This is a genomic window from Corynebacterium frankenforstense (assembly GCF_030211955.1).
Classification (GTDB): domain Bacteria; phylum Actinomycetota; class Actinomycetes; order Mycobacteriales; family Mycobacteriaceae; genus Corynebacterium; species Corynebacterium frankenforstense_A.
In genome coordinates this window covers 1-229 of the sequence record NZ_JASODI010000120.1, presented here as the reverse complement: position 1 = coordinate 229, position 229 = coordinate 1, and the positions used below count along the sequence as shown (strand labels likewise).

The window sequence follows — 229 nt, the reverse complement described above, 5'->3', positions numbered from 1 at the left end:
TGGCCCGAACCAGGAACGTGTGGCGTAAACTGCAGACGCCCCGACGACAACGGTTGCGTCGGGGAACCCGGCACCACCACGCGTCGGTACTCCACCTGCGCACCGACGGCGCAATAGTCCTCTGCCAGTTGGGTGGCTTGCGGCTCCGGAACGAGGTCGTCGTCGGCATTCGTCATCACCATGATCGGCGCAGACGGCGCGACGGTGCCCATTTTGTTTAGTTCCAGAT

At 63.3% G+C, this 229-nt stretch carries 1 protein-coding gene; it reads right to left on the bottom strand.

The annotated features are described in order from the left end of the window. The coding region (locus QP119_RS11785) for a lipase family protein (protein WP_284776367.1) at positions 1 to 212 on the bottom strand (212 nt) is incomplete at its 3' end. Between the last annotated feature and the right edge of the window lie 17 nt (positions 213 to 229).